Annotated in this window: 16 protein-coding genes; 7 read left to right on the forward strand and 9 right to left on the reverse strand. The window is 56.1% G+C overall.

What is annotated here, in order from left to right:
* Window positions 1-210: 210 nt before the first annotated feature.
* Complete coding sequence (locus MID00_RS19525; RefSeq protein ID WP_021446706.1) at window positions 211-1,143, forward strand: bile acid:sodium symporter family protein; 933 nt, start codon at window positions 211-213, stop codon at window positions 1,141-1,143.
* Window positions 1,144-1,263: 120 nt separating this feature from the next.
* Here the strand turns inward: MID00_RS19525 and MID00_RS19530 are convergent, their stop codons facing one another.
* Window positions 1,264-2,175, reverse strand: coding sequence for a DMT family transporter (locus MID00_RS19530; RefSeq protein ID WP_021446707.1), 912 nt, complete (start codon window positions 2,173-2,175; stop codon window positions 1,264-1,266).
* A 694-nt stretch (window positions 2,176-2,869) separates the two neighbouring features.
* Between MID00_RS19530 and infA the strand changes: the two genes are divergently transcribed.
* The 5 genes from infA to lysS all read left to right on the forward strand — a co-directional run bounded on the left by infA (window position 2,870) and on the right by lysS (window position 8,453).
* Window positions 2,870-3,142, forward strand: a complete 273-nt coding sequence (gene infA / locus MID00_RS19535) for a translation initiation factor IF-1 (RefSeq protein WP_009458008.1) — start codon at window positions 2,870-2,872, stop codon at window positions 3,140-3,142.
* Between the two features lie 111 nt (window positions 3,143-3,253).
* A complete protein-coding gene (locus MID00_RS19540) occupies window positions 3,254-4,963 on the forward strand; it encodes a methyl-accepting chemotaxis protein (RefSeq protein WP_009458010.1) in 1,710 nt (569 codons plus the stop codon).
* 111 nt (window positions 4,964-5,074) lie between these two features.
* Window positions 5,075-6,179 (forward strand): peptide chain release factor 2 gene (gene prfB / locus MID00_RS19545; protein ID WP_115635138.1). Its coding sequence is split into 2 segments (ribosomal slippage): window positions 5,075-5,155 and window positions 5,157-6,179, totalling 1,104 coding nucleotides; the frame shifts between segments, so codons are not numbered across the junction.
* A 1-nt stretch (window position 6,180) separates the two neighbouring features.
* Window positions 6,181-6,918: an SDR family NAD(P)-dependent oxidoreductase gene (locus tag MID00_RS19550; protein WP_009458013.1), complete on the forward strand. Its 738-nt coding sequence runs from the start codon at window positions 6,181-6,183 to the stop codon at window positions 6,916-6,918.
* 11 nt (window positions 6,919-6,929) lie between these two features.
* Window positions 6,930-8,453, forward strand: coding sequence for a lysine--tRNA ligase (gene lysS / locus MID00_RS19555; protein ID WP_009458015.1), 1,524 nt, complete (start codon window positions 6,930-6,932; stop codon window positions 8,451-8,453).
* A gap of 195 nt (window positions 8,454-8,648) precedes the next feature.
* On the opposite strand, the gene MID00_RS19560 is transcribed toward lysS, so the two are convergent.
* The 8 genes from MID00_RS19560 to uvrB all read right to left on the reverse strand — a co-directional run bounded on the left by MID00_RS19560 (window position 8,649) and on the right by uvrB (window position 16,253).
* Complete coding sequence (locus tag MID00_RS19560) at window positions 8,649-9,665, reverse strand: tripartite tricarboxylate transporter substrate binding protein (protein ID WP_254499388.1); 1,017 nt, start codon at window positions 9,663-9,665, stop codon at window positions 8,649-8,651.
* Between the two features lie 289 nt (window positions 9,666-9,954).
* The gene (locus MID00_RS19565; protein ID WP_009458020.1) at window positions 9,955-10,833 is read right to left on the reverse strand and encodes a methylglyoxal synthase; all 879 of its coding nucleotides are present in this window, start codon (window positions 10,831-10,833) and stop codon (window positions 9,955-9,957) included.
* Between the two features lie 6 nt (window positions 10,834-10,839).
* Complete coding sequence (locus MID00_RS19570) at window positions 10,840-11,163, reverse strand: iron-sulfur cluster assembly accessory protein (RefSeq protein ID WP_003801383.1); 324 nt, start codon at window positions 11,161-11,163, stop codon at window positions 10,840-10,842.
* Window positions 11,164-11,217: 54 nt separating this feature from the next.
* Window positions 11,218-11,601, reverse strand: a complete 384-nt coding sequence (locus MID00_RS19575) for an iron-sulfur cluster scaffold-like protein (protein WP_009459111.1) — start codon at window positions 11,599-11,601, stop codon at window positions 11,218-11,220.
* Window positions 11,598-12,791: an IscS subfamily cysteine desulfurase gene (locus tag MID00_RS19580; protein ID WP_035268115.1), complete on the reverse strand. Its 1,194-nt coding sequence runs from the start codon at window positions 12,789-12,791 to the stop codon at window positions 11,598-11,600. Before MID00_RS19580 ends, MID00_RS19575 begins: the two co-directional genes overlap by 4 nt.
* A gap of 33 nt (window positions 12,792-12,824) precedes the next feature.
* Window positions 12,825-13,301 carry a Fe-S cluster assembly transcriptional regulator IscR gene (iscR, locus tag MID00_RS19585; protein ID WP_021446710.1) on the reverse strand — a complete coding sequence of 159 codons (477 nt, stop codon included), beginning with the start codon at window positions 13,299-13,301 and terminating at the stop codon, window positions 12,825-12,827.
* Window positions 13,302-13,442: 141 nt separating this feature from the next.
* Entirely contained in the window at window positions 13,443-13,934 is a 492-nt protein-coding gene (locus MID00_RS19590; RefSeq protein WP_026482840.1) for a low molecular weight protein-tyrosine-phosphatase, read from the reverse strand.
* 297 nt (window positions 13,935-14,231) lie between these two features.
* Window positions 14,232-16,253, reverse strand: a complete 2,022-nt coding sequence (gene uvrB / locus MID00_RS19595) for an excinuclease ABC subunit UvrB (RefSeq protein ID WP_009459107.1) — start codon at window positions 16,251-16,253, stop codon at window positions 14,232-14,234.
* A gap of 84 nt (window positions 16,254-16,337) precedes the next feature.
* Here uvrB and MID00_RS19600 point away from each other — a divergent pair, with 84 nt between their 5' ends.
* Window positions 16,338-17,540, forward strand: a complete 1,203-nt coding sequence (locus MID00_RS19600) for an amino acid aminotransferase (protein WP_254499389.1) — start codon at window positions 16,338-16,340, stop codon at window positions 17,538-17,540.
* Window positions 17,541-17,593: the final 53 nt, after the last annotated feature.

Genomic DNA, 17,593 nt, shown 5'->3' on the forward strand with positions numbered 1-17,593 from the left:
CTGTACCCCTGACCTTACCCAGATCTGCCCGTACAGCCCCGTGTTGCCAGCGCTTTATCCCACCCCATCGGAAAGTCGTGTCGCCAGCCCTTAAGCAGGTCTGCGATGGACGGCCCTACACTCGGCCCGACCCATGCTGCTCCCCGTAACAGACTAATCCGCACCGCGCCGGCCCACCGGCCAGCCGTGCTCCTTGAAGGATATTTCATCATGCAGGCTATCGCCCGCCTGAGCCGTTTTGTTGGCAATACCTTTGCCATCTGGGTTCTACTGTTTGCCGTTCTGGCCTATTACTTTCCCGACCACTACCGCTGGTTAGGCGCTTATATTGTTCCACTTCTGGGCATCATCATGTTCGGTATGGGTCTGACCTTGTCGCGCCAGGACTTTGCAGAGGTGTTTGTGCGCCCTGGCCGTGTGGCTATTGGTGTAGTGGGACAATTCATCATCATGCCCGGTCTGGCCTGGTTTCTGACCTACGCCTTTTCCCTGCCACCCGAATTGGCCATTGGCGTGATTCTGGTGGGCTGCTGCCCCGGTGGCACCTCGTCGAACGTGATGACTTTTCTGGCCCGTGGCGACCTGGCCCTGTCGGTTGCCATTACGTCGGTCACCACCTTGCTGGCTCCTATCGTCACCCCTGCCCTGATTTACTTCCTGGCCAGCCAATGGCTGGAAGTCAGCGCCTCGGCCATGTTCTGGTCCATTGTGCAGGTGGTGATTCTGCCAATTGCCCTGGGCATTATTGTGCAATCCCTGATGGGTGAAAAGATCAAAGCCGGTGTGGCAGCCCTGCCCCTGGTATCTGTGGTGGCCATTGTGGCTATCGTGGCCGCTGTTGTCGCGGGTAACCAGCCAAAAATTGCGACCAGTGGCTTGTTGGTGTTCTCGGTTGTCGTTGTACATAACACCCTGGGCTACATCCTGGGCTATGTACTGGCACGCTTGAGCGGCATGCCTTTAGCACAGCGCAAGACGCTGGCTATTGAAGTGGGTATGCAAAACTCCGGGCTGGGTGTTGCCCTGGCCAGCGCCCATTTTTCGCCATTGGCCGCTGTGCCCAGCGCTATTTTCAGCGTTTGGCACAATATTTCCGGTCCCTTGGTCGCGACAATTTTCCGTCGCATGGGTGATGGCAAGTAAACACCTGCAACCATGTGCAAGGACTTGAACCCAAAGTCCACAAAGTAAAAAGGGACGCTCTACCGGGCGTCCCTTTTTTTGCATCCAGAGTGTCGCAAGACACCCGCATCCGCTCAAGCCTCAGCTTTTACGCGAAGACACATAAATCCCGCCTACGATCAGCAAGAAAGCCGCTCCGTGGTAAAGCTTGGGGGTATCGCCCAGAATAAAAACCGACATCAAGGCGGCAAATACAGGCATCAGATTGACGAAGAAACCGGCCGTGGCAGCGCCCACTCGCTGAACAGCCACCCCCCAGCATCGCAAGGCGATCAGAGCCGGACCAGTCCCCACATACAGAATGGCCAGCAACAAGCCCCAGGACCAGTCGATATGCCAGTCGGTAAATTGCCACTCCATGGCGGCAAAAGCACCAGACCAGATCAAACCGAAAAACACTTGTGCCATCACTACAGTGGCCCAGGTTTCTGCGATTGCACCCTCATGGCGACGGGTGCTGAGCATCCAGCTATAGATCGCCCAGGCGATAGTGGCAATCACCATGTACACATCACCCGGCACAAAACGGAAGGCCATCAGCTCCTGCCAGTCCGCACGCGTCAGCACCAGCACCACACCCAGCAAGGACATCAAGCCACCCACCAACTGACGCCCATTGACGGTGGATTTGAAGAACAGGCGTCCAATGACCAGCATCCAGAACGGCAAGCTGGCGTTGACCAAAGTCACGTTAATGGGGGACGAGCTTTGCAGTGCCAGGTATTGCAAAGCGTTATAGATCCCTATGCCCAGCAAACCCAGAATCGAGTAGCGTTTCCAGTTGGTCCACAAATTACTGCCGCGTCGCAGCACTTGTCGTCCCACAAAAAGCAGAATGGTGAAAGCTACCAGCCAACGGAAGAAATTCAGGGTAATGGGCGGAACCTGATCATGAATCAGGCGCCCCACAATGGCATTACTTGCCCACAAGATCGTGGGTAAAACCAGTAAAGCCGTCGTGCCAGGGGTCAGTTTCTGAGTGCTCACAAGCATGTCCTAAAAAACGGCAACGGCGCATGTGATCCCTCCTCAGGTCACCTCTGCGCCGTTACGATTGGCCTAGTATATAGGCAAGCATGCTCTGCCCTCTACGCCTTTACCTGCCTGCTTGTGACGATGAGAACTGGTCAATCTTTGACCAATCCATAAATATTATTTATAATCATACAATTGTCACGTCATGGCGCTGATTGAATTTTATTGGCCCATCCCATCCACGCTCGTCTGACTTTAGCAACATCAGATGCAGCTACCCAGGGTAAATCGACCTTGAAACACCCCCACTTTTGGGAATAAAGCTTGACCCGATCAAGCGCCCCAAGTGCATTACTTGGCACCACAACCAGCACCTTTAACCGCAAGGGCCTGTCCCGCGCGTCGTTATACAGGTTCCTGTTCCTGGCAAGTATTCGTGTTTTTGCCCGTTTTTCAGGTAGGCAGACCTTGTCTGCCCCGGCTGGATCCCCCTATGAACGGCGGGCGTGTTTTCAATTTGATCCACCTGACCCTGTCTGGAACCAACCATTCCTGACAGACACAGATTCACCCCGATTTTTATGGGCCTAGTGCAAGGCTGGACTCCAGACACCGCTTGTCCGGTTTGTCGGTCTGCCTTGTTTTCAAGCCCGTCCCCGTCCCGCCCAGCAAGGCCAGACGGGAATTATTATTTTTAAAGGAGTCCCGATTTATGGCCAAAGAAGAGCTACTTGAAATGCAAGGTTCCGTCACCGAAATCCTGCCTGACTCGCGCTTTCGTGTCACCCTGGACAACGGTCACGCCGTTATCGCCTACACCGGCGGTAAAATGCGCAAGCACCACATCCGTATTCTGGCTGGCGACAGCGTCACCCTGGAAATGTCGCCCTACGACCTGAGCAAAGGTCGCATTATCTTCCGCCACCTGCCCAAGCGTATTGGCGCGCCGACCTCTGCCCCTCGTCGCACTCCCCACCGCCGTTAAGACATAGCGCCACACCCCTGTCACAATTAGATGCAAAGATAGGCGCGCCTGACAGGGGTGCGACAAGAGCCATCAGCGCTCGGGCGCACCCCACATCTTGTGGGAGTCGCCTTGAAAAAACTACTGACGCTCAAAACCGGCTTCATCGCCTATTTTGCAATTCTGAGCCTGTTTCTAATCCTGATGCTGATTGCCCTGCAACATTTGAGCAGCAGCATCGAACAGCGCAAGCATCTGGAAGCCCAGCGCCATCAAACGACGGCGCTTAGCAAAGACTTCAAACGCATCAGCGAATTGCTAAGCCGTCAGGCCATCGCGTTTGTCTCCAGCGAACAGATCGAATTTCAGGAAAACTTCCGCCACCTCCTGGCGGTGTTTACGGGTGCCCAGGCGGATCAGGATGGTGTCACACTGGCGATGCTGGACCGCTTCAGGGATCTGGAGCTGGAACCGGCTGAACAGGACCTGCTTCGCTCCGCCTATGAGCAGACCCTCGCACTTAGCCAGGTTCAGTCCGAGGCCATCCAAACCGCCAGCGGCCAGTTTGAAGATGGTAACGGCGCTATCCGTATCGCCCTGCCCAATGCCTTGATGGCCAAAGTGCTGGTGTTCAGCCAGCAATACATTCAAGCCTCCGCCCAGATCACCAACACACTGGATCAGTTCGAACACCAGTTCAGCGAGCGCCTGGACAGTTCTCTGGATCTGGCTGGTCGTAGCAGCGACCGTGCGTTCAGTCTGGCATTAGCGGCACTGGCCCTGTTCTTCATGGCCAGCACGATTGCTCTACGCCTCTTGTATCGCTCCATCAAGCAGCCACTGGATCAAGGGGCAAATCTGGCCAAGGAGCTGGCCCAGGGCAAGCTCAATGCGCAGCTCAGCGTGCGTCGCCATGATGAGTTCGGGACCTTGCTTACAGCACTCAATGGCATCGGCCAGGGCGTACAAACCGTGGTGCATCAGATCCGCGAACAAACCGGCTTGATACGCGACGGCTCGCATGCCATTGTGCTGGGTAGCCAGAACCTGAGCGAACAAATTCTGGACCAATCCACCGAATTGAATCAGACCGTCAAGGCGATGAATCAACTGGCTGACACCGTGCGCCAGAACGCGGAGCAGGCCCAAACCGCCGATCATCTGGCGCAAGACACCTCCAGCCAGGTGGCCCTGGGCAATCAAGCGGTACACAGCCTGCTCGATACCATCGACGCAATTGCCGACAGCTCGAACAAAATGAGCGAGATCACCAAACTGATCCGCAACATTGCCTTCCAGACCAATATCCTGGCCCTGAATGCCGCGGTGGAAGCCGCCCGCGCCGGAGTCCATGGTCATGGCTTTGCGGTTGTTGCTGCCGAAGTGCGCAACCTGGCTTTGCGCTCCACCGACGCCTTGCAACAGATTTCCACCCTGATTTCCAGCTCAGTCGAACAAACCGAGCAAAGCTCGGCTGCCGCCCGAGGTATGGCGCAAGTCATGGCCAACACACAACACAAGGTCAATGAAATGCGCAGCATTGTGGCCGATATTGCCCAAGCCTCTCAGGAGCAGGCGACGCATATCGACTACGTGAACCAGGTCATGATGCGCCTGGACCAGCAAGGCCAGTCCAACCGCCAACTGCTTGAACACAGCGCCCACACCGCTCAGGAGCAGCTGGAGCAAACCACTTTGCTGGCCCAGGTGGTGGCGCATTTCAGTCTGGATAGCGATCTTTCCGGGCCCGATGCTCCCGCCCTGCCCGCCGCCCCCACGCAGCCTTCTTACCGATCCGTGTCCGCCTATCGCACAGCCACGTGCACAATGTCCGGTTCCTGAGCGGCCAATACGTGCCATAGACCTCCGATAAGGGTAAAATCGGAAGTTTGCCGCGCGCCGCCTTGCTGGCTGGCGTGGGTGGCACATCAAATATAGGAAAGCCGCTGAATCATGGAATCGGAACGACTTAATCAACTGGAAGCCCGCCTTGCCGATTATTCGGAGCGGGAAAATGCCTTACGGAGGTATCTTTGACTACGATGACAAAGCTCATCGTTTGCACGTAGTCAATGCCGAACTCGAGGATCCCAACGTCTGGAACGATCCTCAGCACGCTCAGGATCTGGGCCGCGAAAAGAAAAGTCTGGAAAACGTGGTGCATGTGCTGGACGCCTTGCACACGGGTTTGAAAGATTCGCAGGACCTGTTTGAGCTTGCCGCGATGGACGATGACGATGCCACTATCGCCGCCATCGAAGAAGATTGTGCCGCCATGGCCAGCCGTATTGAAGAGCTGGAATTCCGCCGCATGTTCTCCAACCCTGCCGACCCGCTGAATTGCTTTATGGATATTCAGGCCGGTGCGGGTGGTACCGAAGCCCAGGACTGGGCCTCCATGCTGCTACGCATGTATGTGCGTTATGCCGAACACAAGGGCTTCAAGGCTGAGATCCTGGAACAGTCTGACGGCGATGTGGCGGGTATCAAATCGGCCTCCATCAAGATTGAAGGCGATTACGCCTACGGTTTTCTGCGCACTGAAACCGGCGTGCACCGTCTGGTTCGCAAAAGTCCCTTTGACTCCTCCAACGGCCGCCACACGTCTTTCACCAGCGTGTTCGTCTACCCGGAAATCGACGACTCCTTTGAAGTCGAAATCAACCCGGCCGACTTGCGTATCGACACTTACCGCGCCAGTGGTGCCGGTGGTCAGCACATTAACAAAACCGACTCGGCCGTTCGTATTACGCACGAGCCCAGCGGCATTGTGGTGCAGTGTCAGAACGACCGCTCGCAGCACCGTAACCGTGCCGAAGCCATGCAAATGCTGAAGTCCCGCCTGTACGAGCTGGAAATGCGCAACCGTATGGCCGAGCAGCAAAAACTGGAAGACTCCAAGAGCGATGTGGGTTGGGGTCACCAGATCCGTTCCTATGTGCTGGACCAGAGCCGCATCAAGGACTTGCGTACCAACTACGAAAGCTCCAATACCCAGAAGATTCTGGATGGTGACCTGGATGCCTTTATTCAAGCCAGCCTGAAACAAGGTATTTAATATGCACGCTTCCACGCTGACTGTTCTAAGCGGTGCCTCTCGCGGTCTGGGCTTGTCCCTGGCACGTCAGGCACTGGCCGCTGGCCATCAGTTGATCACTTTGGCCCGCAGCGAACTGCAACTGGATGCGCCCCAAGGGGCTCATCAACATCTGCAAGTAGACCTGGCCAGCGCGGAAGGCGCACAACAGGCTGCCAAGGCTCTGCAAGCCTTGATCAGCCAGACACAGGCTCAACGCTACGTCCTCATTAATAATGCGGGCACGGTTGATCCCGTTGGGCAGGCCAGCCACCTGCTCGATGCCCAGGCCATTACACAGGCGCTGCAATTGAATGTCGCCAGTGTCATGAGCCTGACCGCCGCCTTCTTGCAAGGCGCCCCCAAGGATGCCCAACGCCAGGTGCTCAATATATCCTCCGGTGCCGGCCGCAAACCCGTCTCGGGCTGGGCCGTGTACGGCTGCAGCAAGGCAGCGCTGGATTTTTATACGCAAACCCTGAAGCTGGAAAATCCCGAGCTGGCCGTTTGCTCTCTGGCCCCTGGCGTGATCGATACCGATATGCAAGGCCATATCCGTAGCCAATCCCGCGACCAGCTCCCGAACCTGAGCCGCTTTATCGACCTGCATCAACAAGGTCAGCTAAGCAGCCCGGACGATACGGCCGAGCGCATTTTGCGCCACCTGAACAGCCCGGATTTTGGCCAGCACGTCCTGGATGACATCCGCCACTACGAATAAGTACTGACACAATGACTGAACCGCTAGACACTTCCGCCCCCGTCGTAGACGAAAACCGCCTGATCGCCGAGCGTCGTTCCAAACTGGACCGCCTGCGCGAAAACGGCATCGCCTACCCCAACGATTTTCGCCCTGACGCTCACGCTGCCGAGCTGCACAGCCAGTACGGCGAGCAGGACAAGGATGCCCTGGCTGCAACCAATAAAGTCGTGAAAGTAGCTGGCCGCATGATGCTCAAGCGTGTCATGGGTAAAGCCAGTTTTGCCACACTGCAAGATGCTTCCGGCCGCATCCAGATCTACCTGGACAAAGCCGCACTGGGCGAAGAAAACTACGCGGAATTCAAGGGCTGGGATATCGGTGACATCCTGGCCGTGGAAGGCACAGTCTTCAAAACCAATAAGGGCGAGCTGTCCGTACATGCTTCCAGCGTGCGCCTGCTGGCCAAGTCCCTGCGCCCCCTGCCCGACAAATTCCACGGTCTGGCTGACCAGGAATTGAAGTACCGTCAGCGCTACGTAGACCTGATCATGGGTGAAGACACCCGTCAAACCTTCCTGGCCCGCAGCAAGGTCATGAGCAGCTTGCGCCAGCACATGGCCCAGGCCAACTTCCTGGAAGTGGAAACCCCCATGCTGCACCCCATTCCGGGTGGCGCATCGGCCAAACCCTTCATTACGCACCACAATGCGCTGGACATGGAAATGTACCTGCGTATTGCTCCCGAGCTGTACCTGAAGCGTTTGATCGTGGGCGGTTTCGAGCGCGTATTCGAGATCAACCGCAACTTCCGTAACGAAGGCGTCAGCCCTCGTCACAACCCTGAATTCACCATGATGGAGTTCTACGCGGCCTATACGGATTACCAGTGGCTGATGGACTTCACCGAAAACCTGATACGCGAAGCCGCTATCAGCGCCCGTGGCACCGCCACCCTGCAATACCAGGAACGCGAGCTGGATCTGAGCCTGCCTTTTGATCGCCTGACCATTACCGGCGCCATCATGAAGTACGCTCCGTCCTACCAGATCGAACAGCTGGAAGATATCCAATTCCTGCGCACTGAGCTGGCTCGCCTGAAAGTGGACGTGAACTCACCCCCACTGCGCGATGCCGGTCTGGGTGCCTTGCAACTGGCTCTGTTTGAAGAAACAGCAGAATCCAAGCTGTGGCACCCTACCTTCATCGTGGACTACCCCGTGGAAGTGTCGCCACTGGCACGCGCTTCGGACACCCAGGAAGGCATTACCGAGCGCTTTGAGCTGTTCATTACTGGTCGCGAAATTGCCAATGGTTTCTCGGAGTTGAACGATCCTGAAGATCAGGCCGCACGTTTCCAGGCCCAGGTTCAGGCCAAGGACGCTGGCGACGAAGAAGCCATGTTCTATGACGCGGACTACATCCGTGCACTGGAATACGGTATGCCTCCTACAGGCGGCTGCGGTATCGGTATCGACCGACTGGTCATGTTGCTGACCGATAGCCCTGCTATCCGTGACGTGATCCTGTTCCCGCACCTGCGTCGCGAGGACTGATCAGTCTCAAGCAAGAAAAACGCGCGGTCTTGACCGCGCGTTTTTCCTTATGCATCTTCGGCCGCACATACGCACATACGCACATACGCACATACGCACATACGCACATACGCACATACGCAGCTATTCTGCCCGTTCAGGAACAGACTCCACTCCAATCGCATCATTACAGCCCTACGCCGGTAAAGACAGACCTCACTCAGGCTTGATACCAGCAACTGCCGCCACTTCACGAAACAAGGCAATATCACGCGCCACGATCTGATCTAGCGACTCGGCCGAACCAGGCGCGATCACAAAGCCCTGCTCCTCCAATGGCTCCGCAAATTCGCGCGAATGCAGTACAGCCGTAATATCGCGATTCAGCCCGGCAACCACCTCATCGGGCGTGGCACGTGGCACAAAAACGCCCTGCCAGCTTTCGATCACGAAATCAGATACTCCCAATTCATGAAAAGTGGGAACATCCGGTAAAACCTTCGAGCGCTCCGGCGATGTCACCGCCAGAGGGATGAGCTCACGCTTCTGAATGTTCTGGATTGTTCCAGAGATATCAATAAGTGCTCCGTCAACATGCCCGCCCAGTATGTCCAACATAGCGGGGGCCCCTCCCGCGTAGGGAATGTTATTGGTTTGCGTACCCAAACGCTGGTTAAGCATCTCGACGGCCAGATGATAAATACTGCCGTAACCAATCGGCAGCGCTGCAGATACTTCGCCAGGCTGACGTTTAAGAAGTGCCACGTAGTCATCAAAGTGCTTAACGCCCAGACCGGGACGCACCACCAGCACCTGCGAATTAACAATAGTGCGGGTCACACCACGGACCTCCGTCTCGCTATAGGGCAGCTTGCGACCGAGGGCAGCGTTGATCGCAAGCTGATCCCCGCTAGACAAGAGCGTATGCCCGTTTGGGGCTGCACGAACTACCCGGTTGACGCCAAGGCTGGTGTGAGCGCCGGGCACATTATCCACGATCACCGTTTGTTGCCACAATTTGGCAAGATTTTGCGCGAGCATCCGTGCGATACGGTCAGCGTTGCCGCCCGGATTCACCGGAACAACAATACGCACAGGCCCGGAGGGAAACGTATCGGCCTGCTGCGCACGTGCCGGAACCGTGGCAAACATAGCACCCAAAGAAGAAACAGGAACTCCAAGCCGGGCGGCGATACCCGCGCCGGTCGCTTTCAAGATCATGCGTCGATTCAAGCCTACCTCCAGTATCCACAGACTGCCCCATTGATCGGGCGACATTGTGTTGCAGTGCTTGCCAACAACGAACTGTAGTCTAGAGAGCCCCCGTGCGCGAATCAAGCTGCCCTCGTCCCGACCGTCGCTAAAGCGCCTCTCAGCGACTTTCGCGCAGCCTGACCACTTGCTCGGCGACACGTCATGCCGAAACAAAAAAGGACGCTCGAAAGCGTCCTCTTTTTACTGCGAATCCAGGCTCATAGACTCATCGTGTTGCACCTGTGTTGCGAGTACGATTTGGAGGCAATTAATCCACCGGCAAACGCATCACCGCCTGCGCCCATTTATGAGCCACCTCAGGCGAAGAAAAACACGAAGCCTTGTCAGCTACCACGCGCACCGCACGCTCCAGCAGCTGGATGTCAGCCTCGTGCTGACGCGCAACGTGCGGGTCTTCAAAGAAGATGACACGTTGACAACGATTTTCCAGCACCAGCTCGGCAATTTGTGCATCGCCGCCCAAAGGTCCACTTAGATATGACTGAATCCAGGGTGTTTCCTTAGGCCAGCCTTTGGACCAGGCCAGCTCATTCAACAGGCGGCTTGTCGTCCCGGTTCCCACGCGTTGGCCAAAGCGAGACAGCAGATCAAAATGCTTGTCGGCAAACTCAATCATCTTGTCCTTGAGTGCATCGTGCGCAATCATGGCCAAGGTTTGATTAGGGAAGTCAAAAATACGTTTGCAGCTGGAATCGGGCCACAAGCCGCGGCTGACACGCTCCACTTCAATCCATTCAATTGCACCCATCAAGGTAGAAATGAAAGGACGGCCATGCGTGATGCATTGGCGCTTGAGCGCCAATGCTTCCGGAAAAATGGATGAAGGGTCTACCGGGTCAATCAGATAAATGGCGCCATCAAAAGGCGGTGTACCATCCGGGCTTTGCGTGACCCGGGCCACCAGCTTCATCAAGCCGCCATCACGACCATAGGGATAGCGAACCAGGCCGCCATAGCCTTCCAGCAGGCCCGAACGCTCGATGGCATTACAGGTACGACCGACCGTATAAAGCTCAACTTCCAATTCGCGAATACCGCTGGCTGAACGCCGCAACCACTGAAACAAAGCCGCATCTGCCGAATCATGGTGCAATTGATTGGCCGCCAAACCGAAACGTAATGACATGAGTTCCTACACGGTAAACGATTCGCCACACCCGCAGGAGGCTTTCTCGTTTGGATTGATGAACTTGAAACCTTCATTGAGGCCATCACGGCCATAATCCAGACGCGTGCCGTCAATAAAGGGCAGGCTTTTAGGATCAACAAACAGTTTAACGCCGTGCTCTTCAAACAGTTGATCGCCTTCAACCGGCTCATCAACAAAATCCAGCTTGTAGGCCAGACCCGAGCAACCGGTCAGCCGTACACCCAAACGTAGCCCCAAACCGCCCCCGCGTTTTTTCAAATGACGCTGGATATGTTCTGCGGCGGGCTGAGTAAGAGAAATAGACATAATCTTTTCCTTTCTATAAACCTGAAAGAATATTCGGCCTTCAGGCTTGGACAACTAAAACGCGCCTTTGTTCTGTACCGAGGCAATAGCGGCCTGAACCGCCTCCTGGGCCAACAAAGCACAATGCACTTTGACCGGCGGCAATTCCAGCGCTTGCTGCACATCTGTAGACGAGAACTGAGCTGCCTGCTCCAGACTGCGACCTTGCAGCCACTGTGTCGCCAATGAGGCGGCAGCGATGGTACAGCCACAGCCATAAGCCTTGAAACAGCTATCCTGAATCTGGCCCTGCTCCGATACCTTGAGCTGAATGCGAATCAAGGCCCCGGTTTCGTGACTTCCCGCTTCCCCTGTACCCACGTCAGCATCACTGCTGTTCATGACACCCACATGACGCGGGTGCAGGAAATACTCCATGACAGCGTCACTATATATCATTGCGCGAACTGCTCCGAAGCAGGCTCGCTCCACAAGGGAGAGATGGCCCGCAATTGTTCAACCACACGACGGATGGCGGCTATCGTGTCATCAATGTCCTGCTCGGTCGTGAAACGACCAAGGCTCAAGCGCAAGGAGCTGTGCGCCAACTGATCGCTGCGACCCAAGGCCGTCAATACGTAGGACGGTTCCAGGCTGGCCGACGTACAGGCCGAGCCGCTGGACACGGCCAGATCCGTCAGGGCCATCATCAGAGCTTCGCCCTCGATGTGATCCACGCTGATGTTCAGGTTGTGCGGCACACGCTGATCCAAGGTGCCATTCAGGAACAGGTCAGGGATAGACTGCAGGCCAGCCCATAGACGATCTCGCAGCGCGGTGATGCGCTGATTGTCTAGATCCATTTCCTGCGCAGCCAGTTCAAAAGCACGCCCCATGCCCACGATCTGATGAGTGGCCAGCGTACCGGAGCGAAACCCGCGTTCGTGACCACCACCGTGAATCTGCGCTTTCAGGCGCACCGCCGGTTTACGACGGATATACAAGGCACCGATTCCTTTGGGACCGTAAGTCTTGTGGGCAGACATGGACATCAAATCCACCGGCCACTCCTGCAGATTGATCGCCACCTTGCCGGTGGCCTGGGCGGCGTCCACATGGAACAGCACCTTGTGCTCCCGGCACATTGCCCCCAGGGCCTGCACATCTTGAATCACGCCAATTTCGTTATTCACCAACATGACCGAGGCCAGGATGGTATCGGGGCGAATGGCTTGTTCAAACGCCTGAGGATCAATCAGACCACTGGGCAGGACATCCAGAAAGGTGACTTCAAACCCTTCGTCCTGCAAGGCCAGACAGGTATCCAGCACGGCCTTGTGTTCCGTACGGACGGTAATAATATGGCGGCCCTTGGACTGATAAAACTGCGCGGCACCTTTTAACGCCAGATTGATGGCTTCGGTAGCACCGGAGGTCCAGACGATTTCACGCGGCTCTGCCCCTACCAAAGCGGCAACCTGACGGCGCGCCTGGTCCACGGCCTCTTCCGCATCCCACCCATAGGGATGGCTGCTGGAGGCCGGATTGCCAAATCGTTCCGTCAACCAGGGAATCATGCTGTCGGCCACACGCGGGTCTACCGGTGTAGTGGCGGCATAATCCATATAGATACGCTGAGCGCGACTCATACAAAACTCCGGGTCAGTAGCGGATCTTGCCCACTACAAAGTACATTCTTCTGGCTGGCCGGCTTCCTGAGCGGCCAACTTGAGCTGACGCAGACGCTGCTGATCAACCAAGTCCTGTAGCGAGACAGAATCCAGATAATCGACCATTTTACGACTAAGCGTCGCCCAAAGCTCGTGAGTCATGCACTCGCCTTTCTGCCCATTTGTGCCCTGCTTGCAATTACCCTTGCCACCGCATTGGGTGGCATCAACGGGCTCATCGACCGCAAACACAATGTCAGCAACGGTGATGTGGCGGGCCAGACGCGCAAGCGTATAGCCACCACCCGGACCACGCACACTATCGACCAGTTCATGGCGGCGCAACTTGCCAAACAACTGTTCAAGATACGAGAGCGAGATACCCTGTCGCTGGCTGATGCCTGCGAGCGTCACCGGTCCACTTTGCTGGCGCAGCGCAAGATCGATCATCGCGGTTACGGCGAAACGCCCTTTTGTCGTCAAACGCATGATAGTTTCCTTGCCAAAGGCGAAAGCGGCCGGACTGCCAACGGCAAATCCGACCAATTTGGTCCAGTATAGCAAATACAGGGGAAACTACCGTGCTTGAGCGTGTGTTTTTACACTTATACTGAAGTGTTATATAGCCACTCAGGCAGCACGGTAATTGGGGACGCGCTTGCGAACCAGTTCGAACACGCCCTGGCAGGCATCTTCGATGTAGTCCATGACCTTATTAAAGCCATCCTGGCCGCCATAATAAGGATCGGGCACGGTAGCCGCTTCATAGTCAGTGGCAAAGCGCATCAGCAGCATGAGCTTGTGACGATAAATGGGAGGACACATTTGCTGCAAGGCAGCGTGGTTTTCCCAGTCCATGCTCAAGATAAGGTCGAAGTTGCGAAAGTCCTCGCGCTGGACCTGTCGGGCCTGATAGGTAGAGATGTCATAACCGCGTTTACGAGCGGCTATCTGTGCGCGTGTGTCAGGATGCTCGCCAACATGAAAGCCATGCGTGGCGGCTGAATCCACCAAAATAGCCTCCGACAAACTAGCCTGGTCGACCAGTTGGCGCAAGACACCTTCGGCGCTGGGGGAGCGGCAAATATTCCCTGTACAGACAAACAGAACCTTACTCATAATGCGTCAAAGTCTGCGGGAAAACCCCAAATAAGGCAAGACGAAACCGGGGTGAAAACAGACCCCGAAAATCGCCTTGAAAACAGCAAATCCGTATCGTTTGGGAGCTGCCAATAAGAACCGGCCGCAGCTGCTTGAAGTTTGGAATAAACCAAAGGCGCAGCACCGTTTGCTTAGCGGATACACCACTTTCTCGAGATGAGATAAATCAAGCAATACACCCGAGTGATGAAAGCCGGTAGCAGAACGGTGTTTTTTCTGAGCTTTCGTCCAGCTTTAGTTGCAAATACACAACAATCATCACGCCATCAGCAGCTTGGCCTTCAGTCTTTGCAACTTGTCGCGCGCGGCTGCCGCTTGCTCGAACTCCAGGTTGCGGGCGTGGTCCATCATCTCTTTTTCCAGACGCTTGATCTCGCGTGCAGCGGCCTTCTCGTCGCGAATCAACTCGTCCGGCACATCCTCGCGCAAGCTGGCGGTTGGATCCGAGGCAACAACACCATCAATCAACTCACGGACGGCCTTGTTCACGCCGCGCGGCGTAATACCGTGCTCTTCGTTAAAGGCGATCTGCTTGGCACGACGGCGCTCGGTTTCTTCAATGGCGCGGTGCATGGAGTCCGTCATTCTGTCGGCATACAGAATGGCTTTACCGTTCAGGTTACGCGCTGCCCGACCTATGGTTTGAATCAGGCTGCGCTCCGAACGCAGGAAGCCTTCCTTGTCCGCATCCAGAATCGCCACCAGAGACACTTCGGGCAAATCCAGCCCCTCACGCAGCAGGTTGATCCCGACCAGCACATCGAAGACGCCCAGACGCAGATCCCGGATGATCTCGGCCCGTTCCACCGTATCAATGTCCGAGTGCAAGTAGCGCACGCGAATACCGTTCTCTGACAAGTATTCGGTCAGATCCTCTGACATGCGCTTGGTCAGCGTCGTCACCAATACACGGTCTTCCTGCGCAGTACGCAGCTTGATTTCACCCAGCAAGTCATCGACCTGCGTGGTAGCCGGGCGCACCTCGATTTCCGGGTCCACCAGTCCGGTAGGTCGCACCACCTGTTCAACCACATTGTCTGCATGCTCTTGCTCGTAGGCAGCGGGAGTAGCCGACACGAACACGGTTTGCGGCATACGGCGTTCGAACTCTTCCAGTTTCAAAGGCCGGTTATCCATGGCCGAAGGCAGGCGGAAACCGAACTGCACCAGGGTTTCTTTACGCGAGCGGTCACCGCGATACATGGCACCCAACTGCCCGATAGTGACGTGGCTTTCGTCGATAAACATCAGGGAGTTACGCGGCAGGTAGTCGATCAATGTCGGCGGCGGATCGCCAGGCGCAGCTCCTGACAAGTGGCGGGAGTAGTTCTCGATGCCTTTGCAAAAGCCCAGCTCCTGCAGCATCTCCAGATCAAAACGGGTGCGCTGCTCCAGGCGTTGAGCTTCAACCAAATGCCCTTCCCGTGTCAGAAATTCCAGACGCTCGCGCAGTTCGAGCTTGATGGTTTCAATCGCCCTCAACACGGTTTCGCGTGGCGTCACATAATGCGAGCTAGGGAACACGGTAAAGCGGTTCAGCTTCTGCACGACCTTGCCTGTCAGCGGATCGAACAACTCCAGCTCTTCAATCTCGTCATCAAACAGGCTGACTCGCAAGGCCAGCTCCGCGTTTTCTGCCGGGAAGATATCGACCACTTCACCACGAGCACGGAATATCCCACGCTGAAAATCCAGATCGTTACGCTCGTACTGCATGGCGACCAGACGCGCCAGCAGCTCCTGGCGGGCGATACGGTCACCCTTGCGCAGGGTCAGCACCATGGCATGGTAATCACCGGGGTTACCAATACCGTAGATGCAGGACACGGTACCCACAATAATGGTGTCAGGCCGTTCTAGCAGACTTTTGGTGGCCGACAAGCGCATCTGCTCGATGTGTTCATTGATGGACGAGTCCTTTTCAATAAACAGATCACGCGATGGCACATAGGCCTCGGGCTGGTAGTAATCGTAGTAAGACACAAAGTACTCCACGGCGTTGCGTGGAAAGAACTCGCGCATCTCGGCGTACAACTGCGCCGCCAGGGTTTTATTGGGCGCCAGAACAATGGCCGGACGCCCGGTGCGAGCAATAATGTTCGCCATCGTATAGGTCTTGCCCGAGCCAGTTACCCCCAAAAGGGTCTGGTACATCAAGCCATCATCAATCCCCTCAACCAACTGCTCAATCGCCGCAGGCTGGTCGCCAGCAGGCAAATAAGGTTGGAAAAGTTTGAAGGAACTCCCCGGAAATTCTTGAAAGGCAGGCTCAAATTTCATGCTAGACACACTTTAGGGTAAGCCCGTATTATCACATTAATGCTTTGTTTTTCTACCTTTCTGCACTAACGCCCCCATATCATCATGACATCGCTCTTCGAAACCGTCGAACTGGCTCCACGCGACCCTATTTTGGGTTTGAACGAACAATACAATGCCGACGAACGCAGCGGCAAAGTTAATCTGGGGGTCGGTGTTTACTACGACGATCAAGGGCGTATCCCGATTTTGCAGGCTGTTCAAAAGGCTGAGGAAGCCATGATGAGCAAAGCCGCCGCGCGCAGCTACCTGCCTATTGAAGGGATCAATACCTACAATCTGGGTGCTCAAACCCTGTTGCTGGGTGCCGACTCCCCCATCATTGCCGAAGGCCGCGCCTTGACCGTGCAATCCCTGGGCGGTACCGGTGCGCTGAAAATCGGTGCTGACTTCCTGCAGCAACTGTTGCCCCAGTCCGAGGTTTACATCAGCGATCCAAGCTGGGAAAACCACCGCGCCCTGTTCGAGCGCGCCGGCTTCAAGGTCAACACCTACGCTTACTACGATGCCGCTACGCATGGCCTGAACTTTGACGGCATGATCGCCTCGCTGCGCGCCATGCCGGCCCAGTCCATCGTGGTCCTGCACGCTTGCTGCCACAACCCGACCGGCGTGGACCCCAGCATGGAACAATGGGCCCAGATCGCCGAGCTGATCAAAGAACGTCAACTGGTTCCTTTCCTGGACATCGCTTACCAAGGCTTTGGCGCCGGTCTGGAAGAAGACGCCAGCGTAGTGCGTCTGTTTGCCAAGCTGGGTCTGTCCATGTTCATCAGCTCCTCGTTCTCCAAGTCCTTCTCGCTGTACGGCGAGCGCGTTGGCGCCCTGACCCTGGTTACTTCCAGCAAGGACGAAACCTCCCGCGTACTGAGCCAGGTCAAGCGTGTGATTCGCACCAACTACTCCAACCCACCCACACACGGTGGCAAAGTTGTGGCCACGGTACTGAACTCGCCTGAACTGTTCCAGACTTGGGCGACTGAACTGGCCGGCATGCGTGATCGCATCCGCGAAATGCGCGCCCAACTGGTTGCCAAGCTGAAAGAGCACGGCGCTACCCAAAACTTTGACTTCGTGCTGCAACAGCGCGGCATGTTCTCCTACTCCGGCCTGACTGCCGAGCAAGTCGAACGCCTGCGCCAGGAACACGGCATTTACGCTGTCAGCAGCGGCCGTATTTGCGTTGCTGCATTGAACAGCCAGAATATTGACGTCGTGGCCAAGGCCATCGCTCAAGTCCTGACGTAAGCTGTCCCTCACTACAGCCCCAACGCCCTTCTTCGGAAGGGCGTTGTCGTTCC

The organism is Alcaligenes sp. NLF5-7, assembly GCF_024266725.1.
In the GTDB taxonomy this organism is placed as follows: Bacteria; Pseudomonadota; Gammaproteobacteria; order Burkholderiales; family Burkholderiaceae_B; genus Alcaligenes; species Alcaligenes phenolicus.